Below are 24,215 nucleotides of genomic sequence, written 5' to 3'. Positions count from 1 at the left end.
AGCGTGGGCGCATGCGACTCGGCGTGCTCGACATCGGCTCCAACACGGTCCACCTGCTCCTCGTCGACGCTCATCCCGGAGCCCGCCCCGTCCCGTACCGCTCGCACAAGCGCAGCCTCGCGCTGGTCGCGTACCTGGACGCCGCAGGGGACATCACTGAGGAGGGGCAGCGCGAGCTGATCTCGTTCGTGACGGAGGCGCGCGACGTCGCTCGCGAGCACCGCGCGGAGGACGTCCTCGCCTTCGCGACCTCGGCGATCCGAGAGGCGGGCAACGGCGCCGAGGTGCTCGCCCGCGTCCGCGAGGAGACCGGCGTGCACCTCCAGGAGCTCGGCGGAGAGGCCGAGGCGTCCGCCACCTTCCTGGCCGTCCGTCGCTGGTTCGGCTGGGGCGCCGGCTCGATCCTCGATCTCGACATCGGCGGCGGCTCGTTCGAGCTGTCGATGGGCGTCGACGAGGTGCCGGAGCTGGCCGTCTCGGTGCCGCTGGGTGCGGGGCGGGTGACGCGCGACCTGCTGCAGGGCGATCCTCCGTCGGCCGTGAGCGTCAAGGCCGCACGACGGCACGCGCGCGACCTGCTCGCCGATCCCGCCCGCGCGTTCCTCGCGCTGGGCCGTCCCGATCTGGTCGCCGGCACCTCGAAGACGTTCCGCTCGCTCGCGCGCATCACCGGCGCCGCTCCGAGCGCCGCGGGCCCCCTGGTGCGCCGCGAGCTGCACCTCGTCGACCTCCGGCTCTGGAGCTCGCGACTGGCGGCGATCAGCGCGGCCGACCGCTCCGCGCTGCCCGGCGTCTCCTCCCTCCGCGCGCCGCAGCTGCTCGCCGGCGCCCTGGTCGCCGAGGCGGCCATGGACGCGCTCGGCGTCGAGAAGCTCGTGATCTGCCCGTGGGCCACCCGCGAGGGGCTGATCATCCGCCGCTTCGAGCTCCTCGACGCGCAGCTGCAGCGCGAGGACCTTCAGCTGAGTGCGATACTGTAGGAGAAGGCCCGCTGCTCGCCCGGTGCCAGCACGAACTGCCCGGGCTTGTCGACGATGTCGCCGTCCCAGCCCGCCGGCGTGGGGATGCTGCGCCAGGGCTCGATGCAGACGAACGGGGCGCCGACCGGCTTCCAGATGCCGACGACGTCGAAGTCGCCCGCGTCGACGGTGATCGAGCGGGCTCCGTCGGCCTCGAGGGTCATCACGCGGCGCTTCGGAGTGTCGAAGATCACCGCGTCCTTCTCGAACCAGGCGTCGTCGACGACGAGGGCGCCGTCGACGAGCGGTGAGGGGAAGCGCGGCTCGGCGAGCAGGTTCCCCGGCGCGCGGCGGAAGCCCTCCGGCTCCTCCTCGGCGAAGCGGATGCGGTGCTCGCCGTTCCCGCCGGGGAGCGGCAGCGCGAACGCCGGGTGGTTGCCCACCGACGCGCCCAGCGGCCCGGTTCCGCGGTTCTCGACGGTCTGCGTGATCCGCAGCGTCGATCCGGTCACGGCGTACGCGACGAGCAGGGTCCAGTCGAACGGGAAGACCTCGCGGGTCGCAGTGTCGCTGCGGAGCCGGAACACGGCCTCGTCGCCCGAGGCGCCCGCGAGCTCGAACGCCCGATCGCGCGCGAAGCCGTGCTGCCCCATCGGGTAGGAGACGCCGTCGTGGTGGAGGGTGTCGTCGGGCAGGCGGCCGATGATCGGGAACAGGACGGGCGCGTGCCGCCGCCACTCCGGGCCCGCCTGCCAGAGGTACTCGAGTCCTCCGGCATCGCGGAGCGACGTGAGCTCGGCTCCGGCCGTGGTGACGGAGACGCGGAGCTCATCGCTCCCGATCTCGAGGCGGACAGGGGTGGGGGAGTCGCTCGTGGTCATGCGCCGATTCTCCTCGCCGCAGCGGTCCTGCGGGGGACCGGCGAGCGTGTCGGAGGGCCGTGGGAGCATGGGGCCGTGCCTCCCGAACCGCTCCCGTCCGCCTGGCGCGCCCGTCTCGGCGAGCTCAGCGGCTCGGAGGAGCGGCCGGACGTCGTGGCCGGGCCGCTCACTCCCATCGGGCTGCAGTTCGAGCTGCGCCGTCTCGTGCGACGCGCCGACGATCCGTGGCGGGCGCCGACGAGCGAGCGCGTCGGCGCGAAGGACTACGACCCCGCCGCCCGCGACGACCACCGGCTCGCCACGCGGCCCGTCGTCCCGGGGCGCGGCGGGGCCTGGAACCGCTCGACGCTCACCTGGAAGTCGCTGAACTTCCAGACGCACCGCCTCTCGCTCGATCCGGCCCACCAGCGCTGGTTCGCGGAGTTCGCCGCCCTGCACCGCGCGACGCGGACCGTGCACCTCGGGCAGGACCCCGACTGGATCCACCTCGACGACTACGAGAGCCCACTGCTCTGGCGCCTGCTCGAGCAGGCCCCCGCCCTCGGGATCCCCCTCCTGGCGCCGGACCGCAGCGCGGTGCGCCTGGGTCCGGCGGCGCACGTCGCACTCCTCGCGACCGACCGGTCCGGAGCGCTCGAGCTGCGACCGGTCCTCCGCCTCGGCGAGGAGGACCGGCAGCTCGACGAGGTCCGCCCGGTCGCGCGCCACGGCGTCTACCTCGTCGAGGGCGGGGATCCGTCCGCACTGCTCCTCGCGCCGGCCGCGGCAGCGCTGGAGGACGAGGAGCTGCGTCTGCTCCGCCATCCGGAGGCGACGAGCGTGCCCGCAGAGGACGTCGACGAGTTCCTCCACGACCACCTCCCCGCCCTGCGCGGGCGGGTCGCCGTCCGGCCGAGCGGACCGGGCGTCGAGATCGACGAGCCGGAGCCGCCGAGGCTGGTCTGCACAGTGTCCTTCGAGCCCCGCCGCGCAGTGCGGGTGAGCTGGCGCTGGCGGCGCAGCGCCGATCGCTCGAGCGAGATCGACGGCGAGGGCACGGGGTTCCTCGAGGCGGCGATCCTGCGCCGCGCGACCGCCACGCTCGCGGATGTCGGGTCCCCCGTCGTCCCCGATCTCGCGGCCGGTGCCCTCCTGCGCGGAGCGGACGCCGCGGTGTTCGTCGTCGAACACCTGCCGCGTCTCGAGGAGGTCGGCGGGGTGCGGGTGGAGCGCGAGGGCGTCCCGCCAGACTACCGGCTCCTAAACGGCGATCTCACCCTCACGGTGACCGCCGTCGACACCGCGGACGCCGACTGGTTCGACCTGGCCGTCGTCGTCAGGATCGGCGACGTGAGCGTGCCCTTCCTCCCACTGTTCCGCGCGCTCTCGGCCGGGGGCGACCGCATCCGGCTCGTCGACCACTCCTACCTCTCGCTCGCCCATCCGGGGCTCGATCGACTGCGCGAGCTGCTGAACCGCGCCGATCAGCTCGACGAGTGGGAGACGGGTCCGCGGCTCGGCCGGCACCAGACGGCGCTGTGGGAGGAGCTGGAGGAGCTCGCCGACGACAGCGTCGCCTCGGACGCGTGGCGGCAGGTCCTGCAGCAGGCGCTGGCCGCCGGGGTTCCGGGAGACGTCGCCGCTCCGGAGGGCCTCCGCGCCGAGCTCCGGCCCTACCAGCAGGAGGGGTACTCGTGGCTCGCCCACCGCCGACGGCACGGTCTCGGCGGGATCCTCGCCGACGACATGGGGCTCGGCAAGACCCTGCAGGCCCTCGCGATGATGCTGGAGGCGGTCGAGCAGGCGCGCGCGTCGGGGGAGCGGTGCGCGCCGTTCCTCGTGGTCGCTCCGACCTCGGTGGTGCCCGGCTGGGCCTCCGAGGCGGCGCGCTTCGCCCCCGGGCTGCGGGTGCACACGGTGTCGAGCGCGCGGACCGGGGTCGCGGGGATACCGGACGATGCCGATCTCGTCGTCACGAGCTACGCCGTCCTGCGCCTGGCCGCGGAGGAGTGGGCTGCTCGGAGCTGGTCCGCCCTGGTCCTCGACGAGGCCCAGTTCGTCAAGAACCCCGCCTCGCAGACCCACCGGGCGGCTCGCTCGCTCGGCGCGCCGATCGTGCTCGCGCTGACCGGCACTCCGCTCGAGAACTCGCTCGACGAGCTCTGGGCGATCCTCGCGCTGACGGCGCCCGGCCTCCTGCCCCCGCTGCGCCGGTTCCAGGAGGAGTACACGCGGCCGATCCAGCACGCGGAAGCGCCGCTGGGCATCGCGTCGCCCGACCTGTCCGAGGGGCGGACCGTCTCGCAGGAGGAGGGAGCCCGCCGCCGGCTCGAGCGCCTCCGCCGACGCGTGCGCCCGTTCCTCCTGCGCCGGACGAAGGAGGCGGTCGCGCCCGAGCTGCCCGAGAAGCAGGAGCAGACGATCGAGGTGACCCTCGCTCCCGCGCACCGCGTGCTCTACGACGGCTATCTGCAGCGCGAGCGGAGGAAGCTGCTGGGCCTGGTCGAGGACCTCGACCGGCAGCGGTTCACCGTCTTCCGCTCGCTCACCCTCCTGCGGATGCTGGCGCTCGACGCCTCCCTGGTCGATCCCTCCTACCGGCACGTGCCCTCGGCCAAGCTCGACGCTCTGGTGGAGCAGCTCGACGACGTGCTGGCCGAGGGACGGCGCGCGCTCGTCTTCAGCACGTTCACCACGTACCTGGAGCGGGCGGCGGAGCGACTGCGGGCGCGCGGGGTCCCGTTCGTGCAGCTCGACGGATCGACGCGCGACCGGGCGGGAGTCGTCGAGTCCTTCCGCTCCGGCGACGCGCCGGTGTTCCTCATCAGCCTGAAGGCGGGCGGCACCGGCCTCACCCTCACGGAGGCGGACCACGTCTTCATCCTCGACCCCTGGTGGAACCCGGCGGCCGAGGCCCAGGCCGTCGACCGGGCGCACCGCATCGGGCAGCAGCGCCGGGTCAACGTCTACCGTCTGGTCGCCCTCGACACGATCGAGGAGAAGATCGTGCGGCTGAAGGAGCGCAAGGCCCGCCTCGGCGCCGCCGTCCTGGACGACGGGGAGCTGTTCTCGCAGGCGCTGACGGCCGACGACGTACGCGAGCTGCTGGCCGAGTAGCGAGGCGCGTTAGGCCGAAAGGGTGACAGACAGCCGCGGTACAGGGGGCGAGCGCACACTGGCCGGATGAGCCGCCGCCGCCCCCGTCCCCGCCCCGACTGGGTCGTCGCACTCGAGCAGGGCGAGGGCCCGGGACTCTTCGGTCCCGGCAGTGCGGTGTGGGCGGTCAACGGAGCGATGCCGACGATGATCGCCGGTGTCAGGGCGCTCCTGATGCAGACCCTGCACGCGGGCGCGATGGCCGGGGTCCACGACCATTCGACGTATCGCGAGGATCCGATGGGGCGTCTGGACAACACCGTCCGCTGGGTGCTGACGACGAGCTTCGGCGACCGCGCGGCCGCCACCGGGGCCGCCCGCTGGGTGACCGGCGTGCACGAGCGGATCACCGGGACCTACGAGGACGCGGCCGGCGCCGAGCGCCCCTACTCGGCGCAGGATCCGCACCTGCTGCTCTGGGTGCACGACGCCTTCACCGACGCCTTCCTCAGTACCCACGAGATCTGGGGTCGTCCGATTCCGGGCGGTCCCGACGCCTACGTCCGCGAGTGGGCGGAGTCGGGCCGCCTGCTCGGAGTGCCGAACCCGCCCGAGAGCGTCGCCGAGCTCCGGGAGCAGCTCGTGGGCTTCGCGGCGGAGCTCAAGCCGGACGAGCGGGTCCGCGAGGCGGTCGGGTTCCTCCGCGACATCCGCCTCCCCGGCGAGGCCGGCGTCGTCTACCCGCTGCTCTTCGCCGGTGCCGTCGCCTCCCTCCGTCCGGAGGTCCGCCGGCTGCTCGGGCTCCGCCGCCCCTGGTGGCCGGCGATCACGGCCAACCGGCTCCTGATGCGGGGCCTGGAGATTTATCTCGGTCGCCTCTCGCCCAGCGAGCGCGCGGCGAGGACGCGACTCGGCCGACTCGAGGAGGCGCACCGCCGCTGACTGCGGCACCACGTGACCGTCACTCCCGAACACCTGTCCGGGAAGTGGTAGACTGTCGTCGATGACTTCCGCTCGCGTCGCCTCCCTGCACGGAGCGGGCGCACCCCACGGCCCCGCGTCGGCCGATCCCCGGGCCCGCCGGACGCGTCGCCGCGTCTTCGATGCGGTCGAGCGGCTCGTGATGCACGACGGCGAGCAGCGGACCGAGGGCATCGCCGTCAGCGACATCGTCCGCGAGGCCGGCATCAGCCGCAGCTCCTTCTACGCGCACTTCGAGGACGCGGCCGCGGTCGCCTCCGCTCTGCTGCGCGAGGACCTTGTCGTCGCCGAGGTCGCCGAGGGGGACGCGGAGGACCGCACCGGAGCCACCGCGCTGCGGCGCGGCTACGCGCGGCTCGTCGAGCGCCTCGTCGACCGGCACGCCTTCCACGCCCGGCTCCGCGCCCGCGCGTCGGCCCGCGTCGCCTCGGACGACGCCGTGCTCGACACAGTGCTGGGCCTGCACCGCGAGGTCCTGGCCCGTGCCGGCGTCCCCGCATCCGTCGACCCGGAGCTCACCGCGACCTTCGCCGCGGGCGGCGTCCTCGCCGTCGTCGGAGCCTGGCTCGCCGGCTCGATCGACGGCACTGACGAGGAGCTGGTCGAGCAGCTCGTCGCCCTCCTTCCTCCGTGGCTGGCCGATGCGCCGCTCGGAACCCCGATTCCTCCCACCACAGGCCCCACGATGAAAGGCACGACATGATGACATTCGAGGTCGGCGAGACCCTGGTCTACCCGCACCACGGAGCGGTGACGATCACCGGGCTCGAGAAGCGCTCGGTCAAGGGCGTCGAGAAGACGTTCATGACCATGAACGTGCACACCAGCGAGCTCACGATCACCCTGCCCGTCGAGAACGCCGAGCTGGTCGGCGTGCGCGAGATCATCGACGACGCCGGAGTCCAGGCGGTCTACGACGTCCTGCGCAGCGACGTCGCGGAGGAGGCCAGCAACTGGTCCCGCCGCTTCAAGGCCAACCAGGAGAAGATGGCCAGCGGCAGCGTGTACCGCGTCAGCGAGGTCGTCCGCGACCTGTGGCGCCGCGAGCAGGCCGGCGGAGTGTCGGCCGGCGAGAAGCGCATGCTGCTGAAGGCGCGTCAGATCCTGGTCTCGGAGCTGTCGCTCGCGCTCAAGGGCTCCGACGAGGAGGCCTCGGCCAAGCTCGACGAGGTCCTCGCCTCGGCGATCTGAGCCGCCGTCGCGGCGTGCCCGGTCACTCCGACCGGCACGCCGCGGCCACCCGTCGGGCGACCTCGTCCTGTCCGGCGCTGCCGTCGACGCGGACGAGGATCCCCGCCTCGGCGTAGACCTGCTCGAGCGGAGCGGTCTCCTGCTCGTACACCGAGATCCGGTGACGGATCACCTCGGCGTCGTCGTCGGCTCTCTTCTGCTGCACCGCGCGCGAGAGCAGCCGGTCCACCACCACCTCCGTGTCCGCCACGAGCAGGACCGCCCGCGCCAGTTCCACGTCGCGCTCCCGGAGCATCCGGTCGAGCTCCGCGACCTGCGCGAGCGTCCGCGGGTACCCGTCGAGGATGAAGCCGTCCTGCGCGTCCGATTCGTCGAGCCGCTCCGCGACGAGCGCGTTCGTGATCTCGTCGGGGACGTAGCGGCCCGCCTCCACGATCGTGCGCAGGCGCCGTCCGAGGTCCGTGCCATCGGCCACGTGGGCGCGGAAGAGCTCGCCGGTCGAGATCGCCGGAACGCCGAGCGTCCCGGCCAGGATCGCCGCCTGGGTGCCCTTGCCCACGCCGGGCGGTCCCATCATGATGACGCGCATCGCTCGTCCTCCCTCGGTGTCGTCAGGCGATCGTATCCGGGCCCGTCCACCCGGCCCGCCGATTCGGATCCGCTCTGCCACCCGTTCTAGGCTGGCCGGCACGGACCGGAGGAGGCCCATGACGCACTCGACCGACGCGGCGCGGGCCGCTGAGCGCCTCGGGGAGGTGCTCGCCTCGATGGTCGCCGAGCTCGAGAGCCGAGGCGTCGCCGATCAGGCTCTCGCCGAGCTACGCCGGCCCCGGGCGATCCTCGGCTTCCGCCGCGCGCCGGTCATGGCGCCGGTCACCAGGGCCTGGCGACTCGGCGTCCTGCTCCTGGAGAGGACCGGTTCGCTCTACGCCGTCGGATCGGTCACCCGCGCGGTGGCGCCGCTGCACGCGAACAACCAGTCGGAGTCGCAGGAGGCGCGCCGCGAGATCCGCCGCGCCGCCTTCGACGGACCGTTCCGCGAGGGCGAGATCGTCAACTACGGCTGGCGGAGGCTCGCGCTGGACGCGGACGGCCTGAGCGCAGATCCGGAGCCGCTCGCCCTGCGGGGCGCGGACGTCCTGGTCCGCTGGGCGCCGGGCCTCGGCGAGCAGGGTCTCATGCCGATCGAGCGCTACCTCTCGGAGCGCCTCGATCTGCAGAGCGGGACGTGATCCGCGCTCACTCCTCCTCGACCGCGACCGGGTGGAACCAGGGCGGGTAGACCGCGACGCGCGGTGAGGCGGAGCTGCCCTCGAAGAGCGCCTTCACCTTGTTGCGGGTGGTGACCGAGGGCACGCCGACCACGGCGATCTCCTCGAGCGGGAACCGCTCCGGCACGAGTGCCTCCGCGCTGCGCAGCGCGGGCTCGTCGACGAGCAGGCGGGCGAAGGTGCGGACGAGGGCGTCGCCCTCCGTGAAGCGGGTCAGGACGTGGGACGCGTCGCCGTCGCTCAGGACCGGTGCCGAGGCCAGCGATCCGACGAGGACGACGTACTGCGACGCCGTCGTGTCGTGGGCGCGGGGCGACCAGTGCGGCAGCACCCGCTCACCGCGGAGATCGGCCCAGAGGGCCGCGTCGGGCGAGAGGAAGAAGGGGACGAAGCCGGCGACGCTCGCTCCGTCGCGGACCTGGACGGCGCGGCGGTGCTCGCGCGTGGTCTCCGCGCTGACGTCCATGGCGGGACGCTCGGGGAGGTGCTCGTCGGCCAGGATCGCTCCGGCCGCCACGATCGCGGCGAGGTTGTCGATGTGCGTGACGTGGTAGATCCGCTGGGCGGCGATGTCGACCTTGGGCAGGGGCTTCTCGCGGGCCGTTCCTCGCGCCGCCGCTCGCGCGGTGGCCGCGCGGGAGGTCCCGGGGACGCGCGCCGGGGTGCGCGTGCGCCCGGCCGCGGGCTCGGGAGCCTTGGCGGGGGAGCAGACGTCGCAGAGCGCGATGTCGAGGCCGTGGATGCATTCGGTGGGCACGCTGGATCCTTCTGCGCACGGTCTCGGGGGGTCCGGCGCAAGGACGACGTTACGCGACCGACGGGTCGGCGTGCCGCCGGGGCGGTGATCCGCGGTCGCGGGACGCGGAGCCGCCGGGCATCGGCTGGGAGGCGGAGGACCGCTCGGCGGTGGCGCGTAGCGTGGAGGGATGAAGCGCGTACCGCCCGCCGAGGGCCAGGAATCCGTCTGGGACTACCCGAGGCCGCCACGGGTCGAGGCGAGCTCCGAGCACGTCGTCGTGCGGCTCGGCGGGGTGGTCGTCGCCGACACCCGCGCCTCCTTCCGGGTCCTCGAGACCAGCCACCCGCCCGTCTACTACCTGCCCCGCTCCGCGTTCGCGGACGGCGCGCTCGAGCCGGCTCCGGGGCGCAGCGTCTGCGAGTTCAAGGGCGCGGCCTCGTACCTGAGCGTCCGCGGCGGCGGATCGATCGCCGAGAGCGCGGGCTGGACCTACCCCGAGCCGATGCCCGGCTTCGAGGTGCTGCAGGACACCGTCGCCGTGTACCCGGGGCGGATGGGCTCGTGCACGGTCGACGGCGAGACGGTGCAGCCCCAGCCGGGCGACTTCTACGGAGGCTGGATCACCTCCCGCGTCGTCGGACCCTTCAAGGGCGCGCCGGGCACGATGTTCTGGTGATCCGGTCCGGTCGTCACCGCCTCTGCTGAAGGAGGCCCGGCACCGGCTCCCGCCCGTCCCGCGCGCTGCGCGTCACGGCGGGTAACGTCCGCGACCCTCCGCTGTGTCGCATGCCATCGTGGGGCACCGCCGCGGGGCGGGGACGGGAGGCGGAGCAGGATGAGCGAGCGGACGCACGACTGGGGGTTCTCGACCCGCCAGCTGCACGAGGGGGCGGCAGAGGACGCGCTGCACGCCAGGCGCACCCCGATCTACCTCACCGCCGGCTTCAGCTTCGACTCGTTCGACGAGGCGCGCGACCGGTTCGCGGGAGCGGACGGATACACCTACACCCGCGTCGGCAACCCGACGACCGATGCGGTCGAGCGCCGTCTCGCCGCGCTCGAGGGCGGTGCGGAGGCGCTCCTCGTCGGCAGCGGGCAGGCCGCGGTCTCGGTCGCCCTCCTCGCCCTCGCCTCGGCCGGCGACCACGTCGTGGCCGCCGCAAGCCTCTACGAGGGCACCAGGAACCTCCTGCTCGAGAACCTCGCGCGCCTGGGCATCACGACCACCTTCGTCGAGGACGCCGACGATCCGCTCGCGTGGGAGGACGCCATCACTCCGCGGACCCGGGTCGTCCTCGTCGAGTCGATCCCCAACCCGCGGAACGACGTCGTCGACCTCCGCCTCGTGGCCGATGTCGCGCACCGCGCGGGCGTCCCGCTCGTCGTGGACAACACGTTCGCGACCCCGTACCTCCTGCGCCCGATCGAGCACGGCGCCGACGTCGTCGTCCACTCGGCCAGCAAGTTCCTGGCGGGGCACGGCGCCGTCATCGCGGGAGCGATCGTCGACGCCGGTCGGTTCGACTGGAGCGCCCGGTCCGGCGCGTTCCCGCACCTCGCGGCGACGTCGGCCGCTCCCGGCCGGGCCTTCCTCGCCTACGCCAGGGACGTGGTCGCCGGCCGCATGGGCCCGACCGTCTCCCCGCTGACGGCGTTCCTGCTCGAGCAGGGACTCGAGACGCTCTCGCTCCGCGTGCGCCACCAGTCGCGCAGTGCACTCGTCGTCGCGCGCTGGCTCGAGGGCCGTCCCGAGATCGAGAGCGTCGACTACAGCGGGCTGGCCTCGAGCCCGTCGCACGCTCTCGCGCAGCGCTACCTCCCGCGCGGGCAGGGCTCGGTCTTCTCGTTCACGCTGCGCGGGGGAGCGGAGGCGGCGCGCCGCTTCACCGACGCCCTCGCCCTCTTCACCCGCATGACGCACCTCGGCGACGTCCGCTCTCTGGTCCTGCACCCGGCGAGCACGACGCACACGGGTCGGACGGAGGCGGAGCGCGCTGCCGCCGGGATCGGCCCGGGCCTGCTCCGCCTGTCCATCGGCATCGAGGACGTCGAGGACCTCCTCGCCGACCTCGAGACCGGACTCCTCGCCTCCGCCTCCCCGCTCGTCCTGGCGGCGGCCTCGTGAGCAGGCCGCAGCACTTCGCCTGGTTCCTCTCGCGCGGCTTCGGTCCGCAGGCCTGGGGGCAGCCGAACTGGGACTGGGACCGGCGCTGGACCGGGCCCGACCTCTACCGGCAGAGCGCCCGCGAGCTCGAGCAGGCGGGCTTCGACCTCGTGATCATCGAGGACGCCCTCTCGCTCGGCAGCGCCGACACTCTCGATCTCCGCGTGCGCCGCGCCTACGGCGGGCCCAAGCACGACCCGCTCCTGCTCGCTCCGTACCTCTTCGAGGCGACGCGGCACCTCGGTGTCGCGCCCACCGTGAATCCGATGGCCTGGAGCCCGTACCAGGCGGCGCGCCAGTTCGCGACGCTGCAGCACCTGAGCGAGGGCAGGCTCGGGCTCAACGTGGTCACCGACGTCGGCAGCAGCCGGCACTTCGGACTCGAGCCGCTGCCGCACGACGGGGCCTACGACCGCGCGCACGAGTGGCTCGACTCGATCCGCGAACTCTGGCGCAGCTGGGACGACGGCGCTCTGATCCAGGACGCGGCGACCGGCGTGTTCGCGGACGGCACCCGATTGCGCCCGGTCCGCCACCGCGGCGAGCACTACACCTTCGACGGTCCGCTGAACGCGCTGCCGTTCGACACGGGGGAGCCGGTCATCGTGTCCCCCGGAGGCTCGCCGCGCGGCATCGACTTCGCGGGAGCGCAGTCCGACGTCCAGCTCGCCCTCGCCTCGCTCGACGTCGCGACCGTGCGCGCCTACCGCGAGAAGGCGCGGGCGGCGGCCGCGTCGCACGGCCGCGATCCGGACGACCTCACGGTCCTCTTCGTCGTGAAGCCGATCGTCGTGTCGAGTCGGGAGGAGGCGGAGCGCCTCGTCGCCGCGTCGGCGCACCCGGACGAGGCCGCGCTCCTCGCGATCGCCTCCGCCTGGTCCAGCGATCTCGAGACCGACCTCACCGCGCTCGACCTCGATCGGGCGATCGATCCCTCCGTCTTCGGCGGGCACGTCTCGCGCGGCAGCATCGCCGGCCTCTACGGCTCGGCGGACTCGGATGCGCCCCTGCGGGAGCTGCTCACGGCGAAGGCGCGGCTCGGACTCGTCGCCGACCGGGCCGGGCTCGTGGGCACGGCGGAGGAGGTCGCCGACTTCGTCCAGGAGCTGGGCGACGACGCCGACAACGACGGCATCGCCTTCTCCGGCGACTTCCATCCCGTGACGCTGCACCGGATGCTCGACGAGCTGGTCCCGATCCTGCGGCGGCGGGGGATCCTGCGCCGCGAGCATCCGGGCGGCGGCCTGCGGCGGAGCCTCACGGGGTTCTAGTCCGCCGGAGGGCCGAGCAGGACGCGGCGCGCGTCCTCCACGCCGCCGACGTCGAGGGTCCACGAGGGCCGCACGAAGGTGTCCGGAGTGAGGCGGAACCGGGTCTCCTCGACGCCCGCGCCGTCCGCTCCCACGGTCCGGCTCGTCCCGTTGGGCTCGTAGCCGAGTGCGGAGGAGACGCGGATCGAGGCGTCGTTCCAGGCCAGGGCACTGCTCTCGGCCACCTCGGCGGCCAGGTGGTCGAACGCCAGCATCAGCACGGCGGCCCGCATCTCGCGCCCGAGTCCGCGCCCCTGCGCCGGGCGGGTGAGCCAGGATCCGGAGGAGACGGAGCGGGTCGCGCGGAAGCGGTCGGCGAGCAGGTCCTGGCAGCCGATCACGACGCCGTCCTCGAGGATCGCGAACGCGACGCGCCAGGAGTCGTGCGTCGTCGCGGCCCGCAGCGACCAGTGGTAGCGGGCGAGCTGCATGGGCAGCTCCTCAGCGGGCGCCTCGGCCCAGGGCGCCGGGAAGGGCGACCGTCCCGGCTCGTGGATCCCGGCGGCGGCGGCCTCCGCGAGTCCCGGCAGATCGCTGTCGCGCACCGGGTGCAGCTCCAGCCGCGGCGTCCGCAGCACGAGATCGAACAGGGGCCAGGTCGAGGTCCATGCGCTCATCCGTCGACGCTAGCGGACCCGCCGGGTCGGGTCGGGCCGCTCCGGTACCGGTGGTGGGACTCGAACCCACAAGCCCTCTCGGACAGAGCATTTTGAGTGCCCCGCGTCTGCCATTCCGCCACACCGGCTCATCACGAGCCCGTCGAGAATACCGTAGGCTCGTCCGCGTGACAGACCAGGAAACCGCGCCGACCGCACCCCGTCGTGTCGTCGTCGCCGAAGACGAATCGCTCATCCGCCTCGACATCGTGGAGATCCTCCGCGACAACGGCTTCGAGGTCGTGGGCGAGGCGGGCGACGGCGAGACCGCTGTGGCCCTCGCCACCGAGCTCCGCCCCGACCTGGTGATCATGGACGTGAAGATGCCCCAGCTCGATGGCATCTCCGCGGCCGAGCGCCTCTCGAAGGCGCACATCGCCCCCGTCGTCCTCCTCACGGCGTTCAGCCAGAAGGAGCTCGTCGAGCGTGCGAGCGAGGCCGGCGCGCTGGCCTACGTGGTCAAGCCGTTCACGCCGAACGACCTGCTGCCCGCGATCGAGATCGCCCTCTCGCGCTACGCACAGATCCTGACCCTCGAGGCCGAGGTCGCCGACATGGTCGAGCGCTTCGAGACCCGCAAGCTCGTCGACCGGGCCAAGGGGCTCCTCAACGAGAAGATGGGCCTCACCGAGCCCGAGGCGTTCCGCTGGATCCAGAAGGCGTCCATGGACCGTCGGCTCACGATGCACGATGTCGCCCAGGCGATCATCGAGCAGCTGAGCCCGAAGAAGTAGCCGCCGGGGCGACGTCCCCGATCACGGCCAGAGGCGGGTGCGCTCCCACGGGGAGCCGCCCGCCTCCGCCGTTCCCGGGCGGTACTCGAGCCGGACGTGGTTCTGCTCGGGTGCGCTGGACCCCTGCCAGAACTCGATGCGCTCGGGGACGACCCGGTAGACGGCCCACTCGCGGTCGAGCGTCGCGGGAGAGCAGCTCACGGCCACGCTGGTCTGGAGCGTGACGAGGCCGAAATCGGCGGCGGAGGCCATCGGCTCGCTCTGGCGACCGACCAGCAGCGCGGTCCGCCCGGCTTCCGAGCGGCGGCGGAAGTCCTCGGCCGACTCGGTGGCGGAGCCGCGCTCGACGCGGCCCTCCACGCGCACCTGGCGCCCCTGGACCGGCCAGAAGAAGGTCAGCGCGGCGTGCGGGTTCTCCTCCATCGCGCGGCCCTTCGGGCTCGTGGCGTGGGTCGAGAACGCCCAGCCCTGCTCGTCCGCGTTCCGCAGCACGAGGATCCGCGCCCCGACGACTCCGTCGGCGTCGGCCGTCGAGAGGGTCGCGCCGTGGGGGAGGAGCTGCCCGGCGGTGGCGGCCTCCTCGAGCCACTGCCCGAACAGCTCGAGCGGCTCCTCGGGAGCCGCGTCGACGTCGAACGCGGGGAGCTCGGAGGGCATGGACGGGAGGCTCTTGAGGAGATCGCGGAAGGTCACGCTGCGAGCCTAGGCTCCGAGCTTCCCAGCGACCGGGGCTTGCGTTCGCGCCCGGGCCGGTCGCCTCACCGCAGGATGTTGGTGATCCGCACCGTCGAGAGGCGGCGTCCGGCCTCGTCGCGCACCACGATCTCGTGGGTCGCCAGCGTGCCCCCGAGGTGGATCGCGTCGCAGGTGGCGATCACGAAGCCGGAACGGACGGAGCGGCTGTGGCTCGCGTTCAGCTCGATCCCCATGGCGATCCGGCCCTCGCCGGCATGGATGTTCGCGGCGATCGAGCCCATCGACTCCGCGAGGACGACGTGGGCGCCGCCGTGCAGGATCCCGACCGGCTGGCGGTTGCCCTCCACCGGCATCGAGGCGACCGAGTGCTGCGGGGACAGCTCGTGCCAGACGATGCCCATCCGCTCGGCGAGCTCGCCCATGCCGCGACCGATGCCGGCCACGAGGTCGAGCGCCGGAGGACGGACCCAGGGGCTGTCGAGGGGGGCTGAGTCGGTCACGGATCTCCTCGTCGTCGCGTCCTGCGAGGCGCCCGACGAGCGGCTCGGAACCGTCCTGATCCGGTGTCGGAGGCGCTGTGTAGTCTTGCCGTGTGTCAGATCCGGAACAGCCTACCCTCCTGCTCGTCGACGGCCATTCCCTGGCGTTCCGGGCGTTCTACGCGCTCCCGGTCGACAGTTTCCAGACCCGTGACGGCCAGCACACGAACGCCATCCACGGCTTCCTGTCGATGCTGATCCTGCTGATGAAGAACGAGAAGCCCACGCACCTCGGCGTCGCGTTCGACATCTCCCGGTACTCGTTCCGCACCCGCGAGTACCCCGAGTACAAGGGGACGCGCGGCGAGACGCCGCCGGAGTTCAAGGGCCAGGTGCCGCTGCTCGAGCAGGCGCTGCACGCCATGAACATCCGCACCGTCTCGAAGGAGGACTTCGAGGCCGACGACATCCTCGCCACCCTCGCCAAGCAGGGCGCCGAGGCCGGCTACCGGGTGCTCGTCGTCTCGGGCGATCGCGACACGATCCAGCTCGTCACCCCCGACGTCACCCTTCTCTACCCCTCCACTCAGGGGGTCTCGCAGCTCACGCGCTACGACCGCGACAAGGTGTTCGAGAAGTACGGAGTCGAGCCGCACCAGTACCCCGAGATCGCGGCCCTGGTCGGCGAGACGAGCGACAACCTGCCCGGGGTCGACAAGGTCGGGCCCAAGACCGCGGCCAAGTGGGTCAACCAGTACGGCACGGTGGCCGACATCATCGCCCACGCCGACGAGATCAAGGGCGTCGTCGGCGAGAAGCTGCGCGAGCAGAAGGAGAACGCGCTCCGCAACCGCCGCCTCAACCGGCTCGTCACCGACGTCGAGCTCCCGCTGGGCCCCACCGACCTCGCCCGGCAGCCCATCGACCCGGACGCCGTCCGCGAGATCTTCTCGCGCCTGGAGTTCAAGACGCTCCAGGAGCGCGTCCTCACGATCGCCGCCGACGAGGGCGTCGAGGGCGCGGCCGCCGCGCTCGCGGGCGACACCGTCACGACCGCGGCCCCCGCGGTGCGGACGATGGTCGACGAGGAGCTCGCGCACTGGCTCGCCACCGTCTCCGGCAAAGGCACGACCCCCGTCGCCGTCCAGGCGCAGGTCGGCCCCGACGGCCTCGAGGGCATCGGTCTGTCGGTCGAGAAGGAGTCGGCGTACGTCCCCTGGGCGGCCGACCGCCCCGACTACACGGGTCTCGAGCAGTGGCTGGCGAGCGACGCTCCCAAGTACTTCGCCGACGCGAAGCCGCAGGTGAAGGCGCTGCGCACCGCCGGTCTGCCGGTCGCCGGCCTCGCCTTCGACACGCGCATCGCGGCATGGCTCCTGCAGCCCACGGGGCACGCGGCGACGCTGCCCGCGCAGGTGTCGCAGTACCTCGACGAGACGATGGCGCAGGGCGATCCGAACCAGCTGGTGCCGACGGTCGAGCCCATGAGCCCGGCGACCGAGGCCTGGTACGCGTTCCGCCTCGTCGGAGCTCTCACCGAGATGCTCGGCGAGGGCATGCTGTCGGTCCTCGTCGACATCGAGCTGCCGATCGTGCAGGTCCTCGCGACGGTCGAGCTCACGGGCGTGGCGATCGACCCCGAGGTGCTCGCGCGCCTCCGGAGCGAGCTGACCACCACCTCCGCCGACCTCGCGAGCCGCGCGTTCGCCGAGATCGGCCACGAGATGAACCTCGGCTCGCCGAAGCAGCTCCAGCAGGTCCTCTTCGAGGAGCTCGCGATGCCGAAGACCCGCGCGACCAAGACGGGCTACACGACCGACGCCTCCGCTCTCGCCGATCTGCAGGAGTCGCACCCGCACCCGTTCCTCGGCCTCCTGCTCGAGCACCGCGACGCGACCAAGCTCAAGCAGATCATCGAGACGCTCGAGAAGTCGGTGACGCCCGACCGGCGGATCCACACCAGCTACGACCAGACGGGGACGGCCACCGGTCGCATCTCCTCGAACGACCCCAACCTGCAGAACATCCCCGTGCGCAGCGAGGTGGGCCGCCGCATCCGCACCGCCTTCGTGCACAGCGACGAGGCGAGCACCCTGCTCACCGCCGACTACTCGCAGATCGAGATGCGGATCATGGCGCACCTCTCGGGCGACGCCGGGCTCATCGAGGCGTTCCACAGCGGCGAGGACCTGCACCGCTTCGTCGGCTCGCGCATCTTCGGCGTCGAGCCGGGCGACGTCACCTCGGCGATGCGCAACAAGGTGAAGGCGATGTCCTACGGGCTCGCATACGGACTCAGCGCCTTCGGCCTGTCGAAGCAGCTCCGGATCTCGAGCGCCGAGGCCAAGCAGCTGATGACCGACTACTTCGTCCGCTTCGGGGCGGTCCGCGACTACCTCCGCAGCGTCGTCGAGCAGGCCCGCGAGACCGGTTACACCGAGACGATCTTCGGCCGGCGCCGTCCCTTCCCGGATCTGCAGAGCGCCAACCGGGTGCTGCGCGACAACGCCGAGCGCGCGGCGCTGAACTCGCCGATCCAGGGCTCCGCCGCCGACATCATGAAGATCGCGATGATCGGCGTGCAGTCCGACATCGACGAGCAGGGCCTGGGCTCGCGCATGCTCCTCCAGGTGCACGACGAGCTGATCTTCGACGTCGCCCCCGGCGAGGAGGAGGCGCTCGAGAGCGTCGTGCGGGCGCGGATGGCGCACGCCGTCGACCTCTCGGTGCCGCTCGAGGTCCAGGTCGGTCACGGAGCGAACTGGGACGCGGCCGCGCACTGACCCGTCCCGTCGGTCGCGCCGTGGTCGTGGCTAGGCTCGCAGCATGACCGTCACCCCCCGCGAGCCCACGTCCGTCGACCAGGTCGCCGAGCGCTGGGTCGACACCCTCGTCGAGCTCGATCCCACCGTCGGGACCTGGCTCGGCCGGTCCGGCGGCGGGCTCGCCGATCTGTCCCCGGTCGGTCTCGAGCGTGCGCGCAGCGCGACCGCTGCGGCGCTGGCCGATCTCGATGCCGCGGAGCCGGTGGACGACGTCGACCGCGTCACGGTCGCCGATCTCGGCGCCGAGCTCCGCCTGACCCTCGACGCGCACGAGGCCGGCCTCCCGTTCCGCGATCTGAACGTCATCGCGTCGCCCGCGCAGGAGTTGCGCGACGTCTTCGACCTGATGCCGACCGCCGCGGTCGGCGACTGGGAGGACGTCGCCGAGCGGCTCCACGCACTGCCGGCTGCGCTCACCGGGTACGCCGAGACCCTCCGCGAGGGCATCCGCAGGGGAGTGGTCCCCGCGCGACGCCAGGTCGGCCTCGTCGCGGAGCAGGCCGCGAAGATCGCGGCACCCCGCGGCTTCTTCGCCGAGCTCGCCGCTGACGCGGCGCCGGCAGAGGGTTCCCTGCCCGCCTCGCTCGCCGGTCGGCTCGAGGACGGTGCGAGGCGCGCCGCCGCCGCCTACGGCGAGCTCGAGCGCTTCCTCCGCAGCGAGCTCGCACCCGCCGCGACCGAGCAGGACGCCGTCGGTCGCGAGCACTACGCGCTGCAGTCGCGCCGCTTCCTCGGCGCGGCGGTCGACCTGGACGAGACCTACGAGTGGGGGATCGAGGAGCTCGCCCGGATGACGGCGGAGCAGGAGGCCGTCGCCCGCGAGATCCTCCCCGGCGCCTCGGTCGCCGAGGCGATCGCGCACCTCGAGGCCGATCCCTCCCGCACGCTGCACGGTGTCGAGGCTCTGCAGCGCTGGATGCAGGAGACCAGCGATCGCGCCGTCCGCGAGCTGGCCGGCACGGCGTTCGACATCCCGGACGAGCTCCTCGCGCTCGAGTGCCTGATCGCGCCCACCCACGAGGGCGGGATCTACTACACCGGCCCCAGCGACGACTTCGCGCGCCCCGGACGCATGTGGTGGTCCGTCCCCGACGGCGTGACCGAGTTCGCGACCTGGCGCGAGCTGACCACCGTCTACCACGAGGGCGTCCCCGGACACCACCTGCAGGTGGGCCAGGCCGTGTACAACCGGGCAAGCCTGAACACCTGGCGTCGCCAGCTGGCCGGGAGCTCGGGCCACGCCGAGGGCTGGGCCCTCTACGCCGAGCGGCTGATGGAGGGCTTCGGCTACCTCGACGACCCGGCCGACCGTCTCGGCATGCTCGACGGCCAGCGGATGCGCGCCGCGCGCGTCGTGCTCGACATCGGCGTGCACCTGGGCAAGCGGATGCCGGGGACGGACGAGATCTGGTCCGCGGACTCCGCCCTCGCCTTCATGAGACGGAACGTGAACATGGACGACGCCTTCATCCGCTTCGAGGTCAACCGCTACCTCGGCTGGCCGGGGCAGGCGCCGTCCTACAAGGTCGGCCAGCGGATCTGGGAGCAGCTGCGCGACGACGCGGCGGCCCGCGAGGGGGCCTCCTTCTCGCTCGCGGCGTTCCACCGTCGGGCCCTCGACCTCGGGGGAGTGGGCCTCGACACGCTCCGCGCGAGTCTCGCCTCCTGACGCGGCACCGCTCCGTCTCCCGGATCGCTCCGAGCGGAACCGCGGACGATTGCCACTGCGCTCCCGGGTTCGATAGTCTTGACCGTCACGTTTGTGGCGCCGCCGTGCCACGGCGAGCGAAGAGGCCCCGGGTCACGGCCCGGTGGCGTTCGGAGCCGCCTCCGGCCGACGGCACATCCCCTCACACACCGCGGTGGTCACCACTCGGTCGCGTCGCCAGTCGCGCCGGTGCCCGCCGCCCGATACCCATCCATCCTGGAGCATCCCTTAATGACAACCGCAACGACCGAAAAGGCAGCCAAGCAGGTCGCGATCAACGACATCGGGTCTGCTGAAGACTTTCTTGCCGCGGTCGAAAAGACTCTGAAGTTCTTCAACGACGGAGACCTCATCGAAGGCACCGTCGTGAAGATCGACCGCGACGAGGTCCTCCTCGACGTCGGCTACAAGACCGAGGGCGTCATCCCCTCGCGCGAACTCTCCATCAAGCACGACGTCGACCCCTCCGAGGTCGTCAATGTGGGCGACAGCGTCGAAGCCCTCGTCCTGCAGAAGGAGGACAAGGAGGGTCGCCTGATCCTCTCGAAGAAGCGTGCGCAGTACGAGCGCGCGTGGGGCGACGTCGAGAAGATCAAGGAGTCCGACGGTGTCGTCACCGGTTCGGTCATCGAGGTCGTCAAGGGCGGGCTCATCGTCGACATCGGCCTCCGCGGCTTCCTCCCGGCCTCGCTCATCGAGCTGCGCCGCGTCCGCGACCTCACCCCGTACCTCGGCCAGGAGATCGAGGCGAAGATCCTCGAGCTCGACAAGAACCGCAACAACGTGGTCCTGTCGCGCCGTGCGCTCCTCGAGCAGACCCAGTCCGAGAGCCGCACCACGTTCCTGAACAACCTGCACAAGGGTCAGGTCCGCAAGGGCGTCGTGTCCTCGATCGTCAACTTCGGTGCGTTCGTCGACCTCGGCGGAGTCGACGGTCTCGTCCACGTCTCCGAGCTCTCCTGGAAGCACATCGAGCACGCCTCCGAGGTCGTCGAGGTGGGCCAGGAGGTCACCGTCGAGATCCTCGAGGTCGACCTCGACCGCGAGCGCGTGTCGCTCTCGCTCAAGGCGACCCAGGAGGACCCGTGGCAGGTCTTCGCCCGCACCCACGCGATCGGTCAGGTCGCCCCGGGCAAGGTCACGAAGCTGGTGCCGTTCGGTGCCTTCGTCCGCGTCGCGGACGGCATCGAGGGCCTCGTCCACATCTCCGAGCTGTCGGGCAAGCACGTCGAGCTCGCGGAGCAGGTCGTGTCCGTCGGTGAAGAGGTGTTCGTCAAGGTCATCGACATCGACCTCGACCGTCGTCGCATCTCGCTCTCGCTCAAGCAGGCGAACGAGAACGTCGACCCCGAGGGCACCGAGTTCGACCCGGCCCTCTACGGCATGGCCACCGAGTACGACGACCAGGGGAACTACAAGTACCCCGAGGGCTTCGACCCGGAGACCAACGAGTGGCGCGAGGGCTTCGAGTCCCAGCGCGAGGCCTGGGAGCAGGAGTACGCCGCTGCTCAGGCTCGCTGGGAGGCCCACAAGGCCCAGGTCGCCAAGTCGCAGGAGGAGGCGGCCACCGTCTCCGAGGGCGTCTCGGTCGGCGGCGGCTTCACCAACGAGTCGACCACCGGCGGCACCCTCGCCGACGACGAGTCGCTCGCCGCACTGCGCGAGAAGCTGTCCTCGAACAACTGATCGAGTGCACACCACGAACGGCCGGTCCCCTCGGGGGCCGGCCGTTCGGCGTTCCCGGGGGCGCTGGGTAGGGTGGCGGCGTGCATCTCGTAGCCCTGACCGGAGGCATCGCCTCGGGGAAGTCGACCGTCGCCCGCCGTCTCGCCGAGCACGGGGCGGTCGTCGTCGACGCGGACCGCCTCGCCCGCGAGGTCGTCGAGCCGGGCGAGCCCGCCCTCGGCGCGATCGCCGAGCGCTTCGGCGCCTCGATGCTCCGGAAGGACGGCACCCTCGACCGCGCCGCGCTCGGAGCACTGATCTTCTCGGACGCTCAGGCGCGCGCGGACCTCAATGCGATCACGCATCCCGCGGTCACGACCCGGTCGCAGCGGCTCTTCGCCGCGGCCGCCGAAGCCGACCCGCACGCGGTCGTCGTGTACGACGTGCCGCTGCTCGCCGAGGGGCGCGGCGTCGGCGAGTTCGACGAGGTCGTGGTCGTGCACGCCCCGCAGGACGTCCGCATCGAGAGGCTCGTCACCCTCAGGGGCCTCAGCGAGACGGAGGCGCGCGCCCGCGTCACCTCCCAGGCGAGCGACGAGGAGCGGCTGGCTCTGGCCGACCGCGTCCTGGACTCGAGCGGAACGCTCGAGCAGACGCTGGCCCGGGCGGACGCGCTGTGGGCGGAGCTGAGCCGGGGACGCTGACGGTCGCTGGCAAGGGCTGAAGCGGGACCGTTCGCCGCCAGCGCACGCCGCCTCCGGTGTCGGTGGTCGCGGCTACGCTTCGAGTCATGGAGCCCACCCGTGCCGTGCATCCGTTCGAGGTCGTCAGCGAATACAAGCCGAGCGGCGATCAGCCCCGCGCCATCGCCGATCTGAGCGCCCGCATCACCGCCGGTGAGACCGACGTGGTCCTCCTCGGCGCGACCGGCACCGGCAAGTCCGCGACGACCGCCTGGCTGGTGGAGGCCGTGCAGCGGCCCACTCTCGTGCTGGCGCACAACAAGACCCTGGCCGCGCAGCTCGCGAACGAGTTCCGCGAGCTGTTCCCGAACAACGCCGTCGAGTACTTCGTCTCGTACTACGACTACTACCAGCCCGAGGCCTACGTCCCGCAGACCGACACCTTCATCGAGAAGGACAGCTCGGTCAACGCCGAGGTCGAGCGCCTGCGGCACTCCACCACCAACTCGCTGCTCAGCCGGCGCGACGTCATCGTGGTGTCGACGGTCTCGTGCATCTACGGTCTGGGCCAGCCCGAGCAGTACCTCGAGGCGATGGTCGCCCTGCAGGTGGGGCAGCGCGTGGACCGCGACCGGTTGATCCGCAAGTTCGTGTCGATGCAGTACGCGCGCAACGACGTCGACTTCGCCCGCGGGACCTTCCGCGTCCGCGGCGACACGATCGAGATCATCCCGATGTACGAGGAGCTCGCGATCCGCATCGAGATGTTCGGCGACGAGATCGAGGCGCTGTACACGCTGCACCCGCTCACCGGCGACATCGTCCGCAAGCTCGACTCCGTCTCGGTGTTCCCCGGCTCGCACTACGTCGCCAGCCAGGACGTCATGCACCGGGCGATCGACACGATCCAGCAGGAGCTCGAGGTGCGCCTCTCCGACCTCGAGAAGCAGAACAAGCTGCTCGAGGCGCAGCGCCTGCGGATGCGCACCACCTTCGACCTGGAGATGATGCAGCAGATCGGCTTCTGCTCCGGCATCGAGAACTACTCGCGCCACATCGACGGTCGCGAGTCCGGCGAGGCTCCGCACTGCCTGCTCGACTACTTCCCGGACGACTTCCTCGTGGTCATCGACGAGTCGCACGTCACCGTGCCGCAGATCGGCGCGATGTACGAGGGCGACGCCTCGCGCAAGCGCACCCTCGTCGAGCACGGCTTCCGCCTCCCGTCCGCGATGGACAACCGCCCGCTGAAGTGGGAGGAGTTCAAGGAGCGCGTGGGCCAGACGGTCTACCTGTCGGCGACCCCGGGCCGCTACGAGATGGGCATCGCCGACGGCATCGTCGAGCAGATCATCCGCCCCACCGGACTCATCGATCCCGAGATCGTCGTCAAGCCGACCAAGGGCCAGATCGACGACCTTCTCGAGGAGATCAAGCGCCGCACCGAGCGCGACGAGCGGATCCTGGTCACGACCCTGACCAAGAGGATGGCCGAGGAGCTCACCGACTTCCTCACCGAGGCGGGCGTCCGGGTGCGCTACCTGCACTCCGACGTCGACACCCTCCGCCGGGTGGAGCTGCTGTCCGAGCTCCGCGCCGGCGTCTACGACGTCCTCGTCGGCATCAACCTGCTCCGCGAGGGCCTCGACCTCCCCGAGGTCTCGCTGGTCGCGATCCTCGACGCCGACAAGGAGGGATTCCTCCGCTCGTCCACCTCGCTCATCCAGACCATCGGCCGCGCGGCCCGCAACGTGTCCGGCGAGGTGCACATGTACGCCGACAAGGTGACGGACTCGATGCGGCTCGCGATCGACGAGACCGATCGCCGCCGCGAGAAGCAGGTGGCCTACAACCTCGAGCACGGCATCGATCCGACCCCGCTGCGGAAGAAGATCGCCGACATCACCGAGGTCCTCGCCCGTGAGGGTGCGGACACGGCGAAGCTGCTCGCCGGCCGGGACGCCAAGAAGAAGAGCCCCACGCCCAACCTGCGACGCCAGGGTCTCGCCGCGAACGGCGGCAACGATCTCGAGGCGATCATCGGCGACCTCAACGGGCAGATGCTGCAGGCGGCGGGCGAGCTCAAGTTCGAGCTCGCAGCGCGCCTGCGCGACGAGGTGTCGGAGCTCAAGCGCGAGCTCCGGCAGATGGAGAAGGCCGGTCACCTGACCTGATCCGCAAGCTCGGAGGGGCCGGAT

General features: G+C 72.0%; 21 protein-coding genes and 1 tRNA gene. 15 read left to right on the top strand and 7 right to left on the bottom strand.

The window, feature by feature from the left end; all coding sequences use genetic code 11:
• The first annotated feature begins 11 nt into the window (after positions 1 to 11).
• The gene (locus C1I63_RS14730; protein WP_107575260.1) at positions 12 to 980 is read left to right on the top strand and encodes a Ppx/GppA family phosphatase; all 969 of its coding nucleotides are present in this window, start codon (positions 12 to 14) and stop codon (positions 978 to 980) included.
• On the opposite strand, the gene C1I63_RS14725 is transcribed toward C1I63_RS14730, so the two are convergent.
• Positions 959 to 1,840, bottom strand: coding sequence for an aldose 1-epimerase family protein (locus C1I63_RS14725; protein WP_170116395.1), 882 nt, complete (start codon positions 1,838 to 1,840; stop codon positions 959 to 961). The genes C1I63_RS14730 and C1I63_RS14725 overlap by 22 nt on opposite strands.
• Before the next feature lie 75 nt (positions 1,841 to 1,915).
• Here C1I63_RS14725 and C1I63_RS14720 point away from each other — a divergent pair, with 75 nt between their 5' ends.
• From C1I63_RS14720 to C1I63_RS14705, 4 genes are all read left to right on the top strand, one after another.
• On the top strand, positions 1,916 to 4,936 hold the full coding sequence (locus tag C1I63_RS14720; protein WP_244907096.1) for a DEAD/DEAH box helicase: 3,021 nt from the start codon (positions 1,916 to 1,918) through the stop codon (positions 4,934 to 4,936).
• A 66-nt stretch (positions 4,937 to 5,002) separates the two neighbouring features.
• Positions 5,003 to 5,857: an oxygenase MpaB family protein gene (locus C1I63_RS14715; RefSeq protein ID WP_107575258.1), complete on the top strand. Its 855-nt coding sequence runs from the start codon at positions 5,003 to 5,005 to the stop codon at positions 5,855 to 5,857.
• A 61-nt stretch (positions 5,858 to 5,918) separates the two neighbouring features.
• Positions 5,919 to 6,599, top strand: coding sequence for a TetR/AcrR family transcriptional regulator (locus C1I63_RS14710; RefSeq protein ID WP_107575257.1), 681 nt, complete (start codon positions 5,919 to 5,921; stop codon positions 6,597 to 6,599).
• The gene (locus tag C1I63_RS14705; protein WP_055793090.1) at positions 6,599 to 7,087 is read left to right on the top strand and encodes a CarD family transcriptional regulator; all 489 of its coding nucleotides are present in this window, start codon (positions 6,599 to 6,601) and stop codon (positions 7,085 to 7,087) included. The genes C1I63_RS14710 and C1I63_RS14705 overlap by 1 nt, the downstream gene beginning before the upstream one ends.
• Positions 7,088 to 7,109: 22 nt before the next feature.
• Here C1I63_RS14705 and C1I63_RS14700 read toward each other — a convergent pair whose 3' ends face one another.
• The gene (locus C1I63_RS14700) at positions 7,110 to 7,676 is read right to left on the bottom strand and encodes an adenylate kinase (protein ID WP_055791888.1); all 567 of its coding nucleotides are present in this window, start codon (positions 7,674 to 7,676) and stop codon (positions 7,110 to 7,112) included.
• A 118-nt stretch (positions 7,677 to 7,794) separates the two neighbouring features.
• On the opposite strand from C1I63_RS14700, the gene C1I63_RS14695 reads away from it, so the two are divergent.
• The gene (locus tag C1I63_RS14695) at positions 7,795 to 8,319 is read left to right on the top strand and encodes a hypothetical protein (RefSeq protein ID WP_055791891.1); all 525 of its coding nucleotides are present in this window, start codon (positions 7,795 to 7,797) and stop codon (positions 8,317 to 8,319) included.
• Positions 8,320 to 8,326: 7 nt separating this feature from the next.
• Here the strand turns inward: C1I63_RS14695 and C1I63_RS14690 are convergent, their stop codons facing one another.
• Positions 8,327 to 9,115, bottom strand: coding sequence for a DarT ssDNA thymidine ADP-ribosyltransferase family protein (locus tag C1I63_RS14690; protein WP_146168471.1), 789 nt, complete (start codon positions 9,113 to 9,115; stop codon positions 8,327 to 8,329).
• Positions 9,116 to 9,284: 169 nt separating this feature from the next.
• On the opposite strand from C1I63_RS14690, the gene C1I63_RS14685 reads away from it, so the two are divergent.
• The 3 genes from C1I63_RS14685 to C1I63_RS14675 all read left to right on the top strand — a co-directional run bounded on the left by C1I63_RS14685 (position 9,285) and on the right by C1I63_RS14675 (position 12,532).
• Positions 9,285 to 9,773, top strand: coding sequence for a DUF427 domain-containing protein (locus C1I63_RS14685; RefSeq protein WP_107575255.1), 489 nt, complete (start codon positions 9,285 to 9,287; stop codon positions 9,771 to 9,773).
• Positions 9,774 to 9,932: 159 nt separating this feature from the next.
• Entirely contained in the window at positions 9,933 to 11,222 is a 1,290-nt protein-coding gene (locus tag C1I63_RS14680; protein ID WP_107575254.1) for an O-acetylhomoserine aminocarboxypropyltransferase/cysteine synthase family protein, read from the top strand.
• Positions 11,219 to 12,532: an NtaA/DmoA family FMN-dependent monooxygenase gene (locus C1I63_RS14675; RefSeq protein ID WP_107575253.1), complete on the top strand. Its 1,314-nt coding sequence runs from the start codon at positions 11,219 to 11,221 to the stop codon at positions 12,530 to 12,532. Before C1I63_RS14680 ends, C1I63_RS14675 begins: the two co-directional genes overlap by 4 nt.
• Here C1I63_RS14675 and C1I63_RS14670 read toward each other — a convergent pair.
• The gene (locus tag C1I63_RS14670; protein WP_107575252.1) at positions 12,529 to 13,188 is read right to left on the bottom strand and encodes a GNAT family N-acetyltransferase; all 660 of its coding nucleotides are present in this window, start codon (positions 13,186 to 13,188) and stop codon (positions 12,529 to 12,531) included. The two genes, C1I63_RS14675 and C1I63_RS14670, sit on opposite strands and share 4 nt — an antisense overlap.
• Positions 13,189 to 13,233: 45 nt before the next feature.
• Positions 13,234 to 13,316, bottom strand: a tRNA-Leu gene (locus C1I63_RS14665).
• Between the two features lie 39 nt (positions 13,317 to 13,355).
• Here C1I63_RS14665 and C1I63_RS14660 point away from each other — a divergent pair.
• A complete protein-coding gene (locus C1I63_RS14660) occupies positions 13,356 to 13,961 on the top strand; it encodes an ANTAR domain-containing response regulator (RefSeq protein WP_055791910.1) in 606 nt (201 codons plus the stop codon).
• Between the two features lie 21 nt (positions 13,962 to 13,982).
• Here C1I63_RS14660 and C1I63_RS14655 read toward each other — a convergent pair whose 3' ends face one another.
• Together C1I63_RS14655 and C1I63_RS14650 are read right to left on the bottom strand one after the other, a co-directional pair.
• Positions 13,983 to 14,654: a pyridoxine/pyridoxamine 5'-phosphate oxidase gene (locus C1I63_RS14655; protein WP_107575251.1), complete on the bottom strand. Its 672-nt coding sequence runs from the start codon at positions 14,652 to 14,654 to the stop codon at positions 13,983 to 13,985.
• Positions 14,655 to 14,719: 65 nt separating this feature from the next.
• Positions 14,720 to 15,079, bottom strand: coding sequence for a PaaI family thioesterase (locus tag C1I63_RS14650; RefSeq protein WP_055793093.1), 360 nt, complete (start codon positions 15,077 to 15,079; stop codon positions 14,720 to 14,722).
• A 170-nt stretch (positions 15,080 to 15,249) separates the two neighbouring features.
• Between C1I63_RS14650 and polA the strand changes: the two genes are divergently transcribed.
• The 5 genes from polA to uvrB all read left to right on the top strand — a co-directional run bounded on the left by polA (position 15,250) and on the right by uvrB (position 24,191).
• The gene (gene polA, locus C1I63_RS14645) at positions 15,250 to 17,919 is read left to right on the top strand and encodes a DNA polymerase I (protein ID WP_107575250.1); all 2,670 of its coding nucleotides are present in this window, start codon (positions 15,250 to 15,252) and stop codon (positions 17,917 to 17,919) included.
• Between the two features lie 43 nt (positions 17,920 to 17,962).
• Entirely contained in the window at positions 17,963 to 19,630 is a 1,668-nt protein-coding gene (locus C1I63_RS14640; protein ID WP_107575249.1) for a DUF885 domain-containing protein, read from the top strand.
• Positions 19,631 to 19,900: 270 nt separating this feature from the next.
• Positions 19,901 to 21,355, top strand: coding sequence for a 30S ribosomal protein S1 (gene rpsA, locus C1I63_RS14635; RefSeq protein WP_055791923.1), 1,455 nt, complete (start codon positions 19,901 to 19,903; stop codon positions 21,353 to 21,355).
• Positions 21,356 to 21,435: 80 nt separating this feature from the next.
• Positions 21,436 to 22,038 carry a dephospho-CoA kinase gene (gene coaE, locus C1I63_RS14630; protein WP_055791926.1) on the top strand — a complete coding sequence of 201 codons (603 nt, stop codon included), beginning with the start codon at positions 21,436 to 21,438 and terminating at the stop codon, positions 22,036 to 22,038.
• A gap of 86 nt (positions 22,039 to 22,124) precedes the next feature.
• The gene (gene uvrB / locus C1I63_RS14625) at positions 22,125 to 24,191 is read left to right on the top strand and encodes an excinuclease ABC subunit UvrB (RefSeq protein WP_055791929.1); all 2,067 of its coding nucleotides are present in this window, start codon (positions 22,125 to 22,127) and stop codon (positions 24,189 to 24,191) included.
• Positions 24,192 to 24,215 lie beyond the last annotated feature (24 nt).

Source organism: Rathayibacter caricis DSM 15933 (genome assembly GCF_003044275.1).
In the GTDB taxonomy this organism is placed as follows: domain Bacteria; phylum Actinomycetota; class Actinomycetes; order Actinomycetales; family Microbacteriaceae; genus Rathayibacter; species Rathayibacter caricis.
The sequence above is the reverse complement of the archived record's forward strand: the minus strand, read 5'-3'. Positions and strand labels throughout refer to the sequence as shown.